This is a genomic window from Streptomyces sp. NPDC054840 (assembly GCF_053611065.1).
In genome coordinates this window covers 1-7989 of the sequence record NZ_JBSGZP010000325.1, presented here as the reverse complement: position 1 = coordinate 7989, position 7989 = coordinate 1, and the positions used below count along the sequence as shown (strand labels likewise).

Below are 7989 nucleotides of genomic sequence, written 5' to 3'. Positions count from 1 at the left end.
CCGGGGGGCTTCTTCGTTACAGAGCGGACAACGCGACTCGAACGCGCGACATCCACCTTGGCAAGGTGGTGCTCTACCAACTGAGCTATGTCCGCAGGTGCGCCGTAACGCGAGAACTACTATACCCAACCCCGCTCGCGTGCGAGACGCACTGCCGTGTGCCGGTTCTCCGCACCCAGCTTCGTCGCCGCCGAGGACAGGTAGTTCCGTACCGTTCCCTGCGACAACGAGGCCCGCTCGGCTATCTCCACGATCGGTGCCCCGTCCGCCGCGAGTTCGAGTACCTCCGCCTCCCGCGCGGTCAGCGGGGAGTCCCCCGCGCTGATGGCGTCGGCCGCCAACTCCGGGTCCACGTAGCGGCCTCCGGCGTACACGGTCCGGATCAGCTCGGCCAGCCGCTGCGCCGAAACGGTCTTCGGGGCGAAGGCCCGCACCCCCGCCGCAAGGGCCCTCTTCAGGTGACCGGGGCGGCCGTGACTGGTCACGATCATGATCTTGCAGCTGGGCAGTTCGGTCCGCAGCGATGTGGCGACACTCACACCGTCGGCCCCCGGCATCTGCAGGTCCAGCACCGCCACGTCCGGCCGGTGGGCCCGCGCCATCGCCAGTGCCTCGGGCCCCGAGGCCGCCTCAGCGACGACGAGCAGGTCGTCCTCCAGCGCGAGCAGCGCCGCCAACGCGCCCCGGATCAGATGCTCGTCATCGGCGAGCAGTACGCGTACGGGGCTCACGCCCGCACCTCCAGTTCTTGCAGTCGTCGGTCCGGGACCTGCGCCAGCAGCCGGAACCGGCCGTCGCCGACCAGCCCCGCCTGCAACGTCCCGTCCAGGGCCGCGAGTCGTTCCCGCAGCCCGGCCAGCCCCGAGCCCGGCGGCCCGGTCGGGGTCTCGGGAGCCCCGTCGTTCTCCACCACCAGGGTCACGGAGCCCGTCTCCGCGGCGGTCAGCCGGATCAGGCAGCGGTGCGCGTCCCCGTGCCGCAGGATGTTCGTCGTGGCCTCGCGGACCACCCAGCCGAGGGCCGACTGGACCTCGGCGGGCAGCTCCGTGGCCCGACCGGCCAGGGAATCCACGTGGCAGTCCATTCCGGCCGCGCTGAGCACCCCGCGCGCGCCCTCCAGTTCCACCGAGAGGTCCGCCTCCCGGTAGCCCCGCACCACGTCCCGTACCTCCCGCTGGGACTCCTGGGCGATCCGCTGCACCTCGATCATCTGCTCGACCGCCTCCGGCCGTTCGCGCCGGGCCAGCTGTATCGCCAGCTCGCTCTTGAGCGCGATCACCGCCAGGTTGCGGCCCATCACGTCATGCAGGTCACGGCCGAACCGCAGCCGTTCCTCCGCCACCGCGAGCCGCGCCTGGACCTCGCGCGAGTGGTCCAGCTCGTAGACCGTCCGCAGCAGCCATGCGGAGAAACCGCAGGTGGCACCGAAGAACAGGCTGCCCAGCAGGACACCCACGCAGTACCCCAGCGCCGTGGCGGCCGGCGTGCCCAGGGTGAGTGCGGCCAGTCCCGTCGTGGCCGCCGCAGCCGTGGGGATGTACAGCATCTTCTTCACCGACCGCAGGCACAGCACCAGCGATCCGGAGGCGAACCAGGTCAGGCCCGCCACGAGCGTCGGCGCCACGGCCGGATCGGAGACGTGCCCGGTCGCCCGGAGCGTGAGGACGGCCAGGGTGCACGCGAACGTCGCGACGGCCGTCGCCACCGCCAACCGGGTGGGGCGTTCGCGCCGGCCCAGCACCCAGTGCAGCGCCTTGGAGGTGAGCACCCCGCACAGCACCGCATGGCCGCACACCATGAGGAGGAGCGCGAGAGGCACCAGGACCGAGGGCCTCCCGGGGGCGGTGGCGGCTATGGGCATGAGCCCGAACGACACGACCTCGAGCAGGACGAAGAGATGGAACGACCCCCTGGTGTAGAGCTCGATCTTCCCCGCACTGCTGCGGCGCTTCCACCACCCCGTCATGTTCGACACGGTCCCCGTCCCCCAACTCGCCCTACCGGCGCGGTTCCCAGCGGAACCACCGCTGAACAGCAAACACGGTGTTGACCGTCCAGGCCAGCGTGACCAGGGCGGCTCCCACCAGGTCGGCGTCGCCCGCGCCGCTCCAGCCGGCCCGTACGAGGGTCATCACCCCGCTCAGCGGCAGCAATGCGCACAGCGTGGCGGCCGGGTCCGGCAGCGAGTCGGCCGGGACGAACAGCCCCGAGCCGAGCGCGGTCGCCAGGAACAGCGGCAGCGTGGTGAGGCCCGCGGTCTCCACGGTGCGGGTGAACGAGCTGGTCAGCGCGGACATCCCGGCCAGCAGCACGATGCCCGCGAGGACGGCCGCCACGAGCAGCAACGGGTTCCGCGGCATGCGCACGTCCAGGGCGGCCGCCCCGGCCACGGCGAGGACGGTGATCTGCCCGAAGGCCAGGATCGCGGCGGGCAGGGCGGTGCCGGCGAGGATCTCCAGGTCGGTCGCCTCGCCGGTACGGAGCCGCTTGAGGACGAGCTCCTCGCGCCGGGCGACGTAGGCGGAGACCAGGTTCATGTGGACGACGAGGACCAGCACCATGCCGATCCCGCCGGTCAGGGTGGCCTCCCCCAGGGCCTCGGCGCCCTCGGCCCCGCCCAGCGAGGAGCGCAGGACGAACACCATCAGCAGGGGCATCAGGAGGGCCAGGCTGAGCGCCGCCCGGTTGCGCACCAGCAGGGTGAGCTCGGAGCGGCCGAGCGCGGTGAGCCGGCCGGGGTTCGGGGTCAGCGTAGTCATCGGGTCACCGCCGGGGTGTCCTCGGTGCGGCCGCCGGTGGTGCGGCGGTTCTCCGCGATCTCCAGGAAGGCCTCCTCCAGGGAAGCGGACCGGGCGTCGAGCCCGGCCAGTTCCACGCCGCACGCCCGGGCCCAGTCCAGCAGTTCGGCCAGGTCGGCCTGGAGGCATTCGGTACGGATCTCCACGCGCTGCCCGTAGGCCGCCGCGCGCAGCGGCAGCGGGAGCCGGGCCGCGGGCACCCCGGCCGGCAGCGTGAAGCGGATCCGGGCCGGCCGGGTGGCGGTGACCTCGGCCGGGCTGCCGGAGAGGACGAGTTCCCCCGCGTGGAGGATGGCGAGGCGGTCCGCGAGCTCCTCGGCCTCCTCCAGGTAGTGCGTGGTCAGCAGCACCGTGGTGCCCTGTTCGCGCAGCTCCCGGACGAGCGCCCAGGTGTCCCGGCGCCCCTCCGGGTCCATGCCGGTGGTCGGTTCGTCGAGGAAGAGCACCTCGGGTCGGCCGAGCAGGGCCAGCGCGAGGTCCAGACGCCGCCGCTCACCGCCGGACAGCTGGGTGACGCGTACGGAGGACCGCCCGGACAGGCCGACCAGTTCCAGCACCTCCGCCACCGGGCGGGCGCCGCTCGTGACGCCGCCCCACATCCGGACGGTCTCGGTCACCGTCAGGTCGGAGGGGAAACCGCCCTCTTGGAGCATGACCCCGGTGCGCGGGCGGACCTCGGCCCGCCGCGTGTACGGATCGAGCCCGAAGACGCGCGCCCGGCCCTCGCTCGGCGCGGCCAGTCCCTCCAGCAGTTCGACGGTGGAGGTCTTGCCCGCGCCGTTGGTGCCGAGCAGCGCGAAGATCTCCCCCCGGGCCACGGAGAAGGAGACGCCCCGTACGGCCTCGAATCCTTCGGCGTAGCCGCGGCGCAGGCCCTCGGCTTCGATCACGGTGTCTGTCATGGTCCAAGGCTCGCGGCGCCGGCGCCGGGTCGGCAGTGTGCGCTGTCACCGCCCCCGATGACATTTGTCAGGGCCGAGGCATCGGGGGGCGAAGTCGGAGAAACACGAAGAAGGCCCCGATCGTAATGATCGGGGCCTTCTTCATACAGAGCGGACGACGCGACTCGAACGCGCGACATCCACCTTGGCAAGGTGGTGCTCTACCAACTGAGCTACGTCCGCAAGCACTGCACTGCCGCGAGGCAATGCATGCATCACTCTACCCGATCCACAGCAGTGGTCCGGAAGTGATGCAGAGCGGGTGACAGGAATCGCACACTGCGCCTTCCCTCTGGAAGAGGGATGTTCTGCTACTGAACTACACCCGCACGACCTCGGAGGCTTTGACCTGTGGTCTGGCCCCTCGGCGTGATCCACACACTAGCCGACGGATGGGGGTGCATGGCAAATCGACCCTCAGTGGGCCGCGTTGTAGGCCTCGTAGATCTTCTTCGGGATGCGGCCGCGCGGCGGCACCTGGAACTGGTTCGAGCGGGCCCAGGCGCGGACGACCGCCGGGTCGGGGGCGACGGCGGTGTGCTTGTAGACCTTCCCCGAGCGCGACTGGCGACGGCCGGCGGCCACGAAGGGGGCCAGGCCCTTCCGCAGTTTCTTTGCGTTCGCCACATTGAGGTCGATCTCGTAGGACTTTCCGTCCAGAGCGAACACGACCGTTTCCACCGCTTCTCCGCCATCGATGTCGTCGGAGAGCGTGACTACTACGCGCTGCGCCACGGATATCGGTCCCTTCGTGCGACGTCACCACCTGCTGACGTGCGGTGATGTCGCCTGTGTGGATGTTTCGGGGCAATGCAACTTTCATCCGGAATCCGGAGTGATTCCTTTGTACCTCGATTCCCATTGCATTGCGAAGCCCAGTTAATTCTCTCCGCGTGTCCCGCCGCAATGCCGGGCGCGTGGTTTTCCGGCGGATTTTGCGAAGCGTTGGTGAAGCCGAAACGGCGCGGTGATCACGGCCAGGGGATATCTACCCGCGTAGAAATTTCCGCCGGGTACGCTGATGGAACCGCCTTCGCACCAACCACCACACGGGAGTGCCCGATGGCACGCGTCGTAGTCGACGTCATGCTCAAGCCGGAGATCCTCGACCCCCAGGGCCAGGCGGTGCAGCGTGCACTGCCGCGCCTGGGCTTCGACGGGATCGCCGACGTCCGCCAGGGGAAGCGCTTCGAGCTCGAGGTGGAGGGACCGGTCGACCAGGCCGCCCTCGACCGCATCCACAAGATGGCCGAAACGTTCCTCGCCAACACCGTCATCGAAGACTTCACCGTGAAGGTCGAGGCCTGACGGTGACCACTCGCATCGGAGTCGTCACGTTCCCCGGAACGCTCGACGACCGTGACTCGCTGCGGGCCGTCCGCCTCGCCGGGGCCGAGCCGGTCTCGCTGTGGCACCGCGACAAGGACCTGCACCAGGTCGACGCGGTCGTCCTCGCCGGCGGCTTCTCGTACGGGGACTACCTGCGCGCCGGGGCCATCTCCCGCTTCTCGCCGGTGATGGAGACCATCATCGAGCAGGCCAAGGGCGGCATGCCCGTCCTGGGCATCTGCAACGGCTTCCAGGTCCTCACCGAGGCCCACCTGCTGCCGGGGGCCATGCTGCGGAACACCGACCTGCACTTCATCTGCCGCGAGCAGAAGCTGCAGGTGGAGAACGCGGAGACCGCGTGGACCGGCGACTACACCGCCGGCCAGGAGATCTCCGTACCGCTGAAGAACATGGACGGCCGGTACACCGCCGACGAGCGCACGCTCGACGAACTGGAGGCCGAGGGCCGAGTGGCCTTCCGCTACCTGGACGGCAACCCGAACGGTTCGCTGCGCGACATCGCCGGCATCACCAACGCCGCGGGGAACGTCGTCGGCCTCATGCCGCACCCCGAGCACGCGGTCGAGCCGCTGATCGGGACGGGCCGCACCGACGGTCTCCCGTTCTTCACCTCGGTCCTGAAGAAGCTGGTCAGCGCATGAGCCTCGACACCGTCAAGAACGCCACCGAAACCCCGGACGCCTCCCAGCCGTGGAAGGAGCTCGGCCTCAAGGAGGACGAGTACGCCCGGATCCGGGAGATCCTCGGCCGCCGCCCCACGGGCGCCGAACTCGCCATGTACTCGGTCATGTGGTCCGAGCACTGCTCGTACAAGAGCAGCAAGGTCCACCTGAAGCAGTTCGGTGAGAAGGCCCCCCAGAACGACGCCATGCTCGTCGGCATCGGCGAGAACGCCGGCGTCGTCGACGTCGGCCAGGGTTACGCGGTCACCTTCAAGGTCGAGTCGCACAACCACCCGTCGTACATCGAGCCCTACCAGGGCGCGGCCACCGGCATCGGCGGCATCGTCCGCGACATCCTCGCGATGGGCGCCCGCCCGGTCGCGGTCGTGGACCCGCTGCGCTTCGGCGCCGCCGACCACCCCGACACCCGGCGCGTCCTGCCCGGCGTCGTCGCGGGCATCGGCGGCTACGGCAACTGCCTGGGCCTGCCCAACATCGGCGGCGAGGTCGTCTTCGACGCCTGCTACCAGGGCAACCCGCTCGTCAACGCCGGCTGCATCGGCGTGATGAAGCACGAGGACATCCACCTCGCCAAGGCCTCCGGCCCCGGCAACAAGGTCATCCTCTACGGCGCCCGCACCGGCGGCGACGGCATCGGCGGCGTCTCGGTCCTCGCGTCCGAGACCTTCGACGACACCAAGCCCACCAAGCGCCCCGCGGTCCAGGTCGGCGACCCCTTCCAGGAGAAGCTCCTCATCGAGTGCACCCTGGAGATCTTCAAGGAGAAGCTGGTCGCGGGCATCCAGGACCTCGGCGGCGCCGGGCTCTCCTGCGCGACCTCCGAGCTCGCCTCCGCCGGTTCCGGCGGCATGCGGGTCGAGCTGGACACCGTGCCGCTGCGCGACGCGACGCTCTCGCCCGAGGAAATCCTCATGAGCGAGTCGCAGGAGCGCATGTGCGCGATCGTCGAGCCGCAGCACGTCGACCGCTTCATGGAGATCTGCGAGAAGTGGGACGTCATCGCCACCGTCATCGGTGAGGTGACCGAGGGCGAGCGCCTGGAGATCTTCTGGCACGGCGAGCAGATCGTGGACGTGCCCCCGGGCACCGTCGCCCACGAGGGCCCGGTCTACAACCGCCCCTACGCGCGCCCCTCCTGGCAGGACGCGCTGCAGGCGGACGACGCCGGCAAGCTGCCGCGCCCGCAGACCTCCGAGGAGCTGCGCGCACAGGTCCTCGCGCTGGTCTCCTCCCCGAACCAGGCGTCGAAGTCGTGGGTCACCGACCAGTACGACCGCTTCGTCCAGGGCAACACCGTCCTCTCGCAGCCCGAGGACGCGGGCATGGTCCGTATCGACGAGGAGTCCAACCTCGGCGTGGCCATGGCCACCGACGGCAACGGCCGCTTCGCCAAGCTCGACCCGTACACGGGCGCGCAGCTGGCGCTGGCGGAGTCGTACCGCAACGTGGCGGCGACCGGCGCCAAGCCGCTGGCCATCTCCGACTGCCTGAACTTCGGTTCCCCCGAGGACCCGGACGTCATGTGGCAGTTCGCCGAGGCCTGCCGCGGTCTGGCGGACGGCTGCCTTGAGCTGGGCACCCCGGTGACCGGCGGCAACGTCTCCCTTTACAACCAGACGGGCGACATCGCCATCCACCCGACCCCGGTCGTGGCGGTCCTCGGTGTGATCGACGACGTCAACCGCCGTACGCCGATGGCGTTCTCGGAGGCCGGCCAGCTGCTGTACCTGCTGGGCGACACGGCCGAGGAGTTCGGCGGTTCGGCCTGGTCGCAGGTGATCCACGACCACCTCGGCGGCATGCCGCCGAAGGTGGACCTGGGCCGCGAGAAGCTGCTCGGCGAGATCCTGATCTCCGCCTCGCGCGACGGCATGATCGACGCCGCGCACGACCTGTCCGACGGCGGCGTGATCCAGGCGCTCACCGAGTCCTGCCTGCGCGGCGGGAACGGTGCCCGCATCGTGGTGCCCGAGGGCCTGGACGCCTTCACCTTCCTGTTCTCCGAGTCTGCGGGCCGCGCCGTCGTGGCCGTCCCGCGCAGCGAGGAGCTCCGCTTCACCGACATGTGCGGTGCGCGCGGCCTGCCGGCCACCCGCATCGGTGTGGTGGACGGCGAGGAGATCGAGGTCCAGGGCGAGTTCACCCTCCCCCTGGCCGAGCTCCGCGAGGCCCACGAGACGACCTGGCTGATGGTCCAGTCGCTCTATGAGATCAACG

General features: G+C 70.2%; 8 protein-coding genes and 3 tRNA genes. 3 read left to right on the top strand and 8 right to left on the bottom strand.

Annotated elements, in window-relative coordinates; all coding sequences use genetic code 11:
* Positions 1–22: 22 nt before the first annotated feature.
* The 8 genes from ACWGIU_RS22235 to ACWGIU_RS22200 all read right to left on the bottom strand — a co-directional run bounded on the left by ACWGIU_RS22235 (position 23) and on the right by ACWGIU_RS22200 (position 4474).
* Positions 23–95: transfer RNA gene (locus ACWGIU_RS22235), tRNA-Gly, on the bottom strand.
* Positions 96–119: 24 nt separating this feature from the next.
* Positions 120–731 carry a response regulator gene (locus ACWGIU_RS22230; RefSeq protein ID WP_453708350.1) on the bottom strand — a complete coding sequence of 204 codons (612 nt, stop codon included), beginning with the start codon at positions 729–731 and terminating at the stop codon, positions 120–122.
* Entirely contained in the window at positions 728–1975 is a 1248-nt protein-coding gene (locus ACWGIU_RS22225; protein WP_453708348.1) for a sensor histidine kinase, read from the bottom strand. Before ACWGIU_RS22225 ends, ACWGIU_RS22230 begins: the two co-directional genes overlap by 4 nt.
* A gap of 22 nt (positions 1976–1997) precedes the next feature.
* Entirely contained in the window at positions 1998–2759 is a 762-nt protein-coding gene (locus tag ACWGIU_RS22220; RefSeq protein WP_453708346.1) for an ABC transporter permease, read from the bottom strand.
* Entirely contained in the window at positions 2756–3700 is a 945-nt protein-coding gene (locus tag ACWGIU_RS22215; RefSeq protein ID WP_453708344.1) for an ABC transporter ATP-binding protein, read from the bottom strand. Before ACWGIU_RS22215 ends, ACWGIU_RS22220 begins: the two co-directional genes overlap by 4 nt.
* Before the next feature lie 149 nt (positions 3701–3849).
* Positions 3850–3922, bottom strand: a tRNA-Gly gene (locus ACWGIU_RS22210).
* 74 nt (positions 3923–3996) lie between these two features.
* Positions 3997–4068: transfer RNA gene (locus tag ACWGIU_RS22205), tRNA-Gly, on the bottom strand.
* A gap of 88 nt (positions 4069–4156) precedes the next feature.
* Positions 4157–4474, bottom strand: coding sequence for a histone-like nucleoid-structuring protein Lsr2 (locus ACWGIU_RS22200; RefSeq protein ID WP_453708342.1), 318 nt, complete (start codon positions 4472–4474; stop codon positions 4157–4159).
* Positions 4475–4801: 327 nt separating this feature from the next.
* Here ACWGIU_RS22200 and purS point away from each other — a divergent pair, with 327 nt between their 5' ends.
* The 3 genes from purS to purL form a co-directional block, all read left to right on the top strand.
* Positions 4802–5047, top strand: coding sequence for a phosphoribosylformylglycinamidine synthase subunit PurS (purS, locus tag ACWGIU_RS22195; protein ID WP_042801325.1), 246 nt, complete (start codon positions 4802–4804; stop codon positions 5045–5047).
* A gap of 2 nt (positions 5048–5049) precedes the next feature.
* On the top strand, positions 5050–5730 hold the full coding sequence (gene purQ, locus ACWGIU_RS22190; RefSeq protein ID WP_453708340.1) for a phosphoribosylformylglycinamidine synthase subunit PurQ: 681 nt from the start codon (positions 5050–5052) through the stop codon (positions 5728–5730).
* Positions 5727–7989 (top strand): phosphoribosylformylglycinamidine synthase subunit PurL (gene purL / locus ACWGIU_RS22185; protein ID WP_453708338.1); only part of this gene is annotated, 2263 nt, incomplete at its 3' end. The genes purQ and purL, both read left to right, overlap by 4 nt.

Excerpts from the sequence above, each read along its gene's own strand:
- ACWGIU_RS22220 (WP_453708346.1), bottom strand. The coding sequence starts at position 2,759 with ATGACTACGCTGACCCCGAACCCCGGCCGGCTCACCGCGCTCGGCCGC.
- ACWGIU_RS22215 (WP_453708344.1), bottom strand. The coding sequence starts at position 3,700 with ATGACAGACACCGTGATCGAAGCCGAGGGCCTGCGCCGCGGCTACGCC.
- purS (WP_042801325.1), top strand. The coding sequence starts at position 4,802 with ATGGCACGCGTCGTAGTCGACGTCATGCTCAAGCCGGAGATCCTCGAC.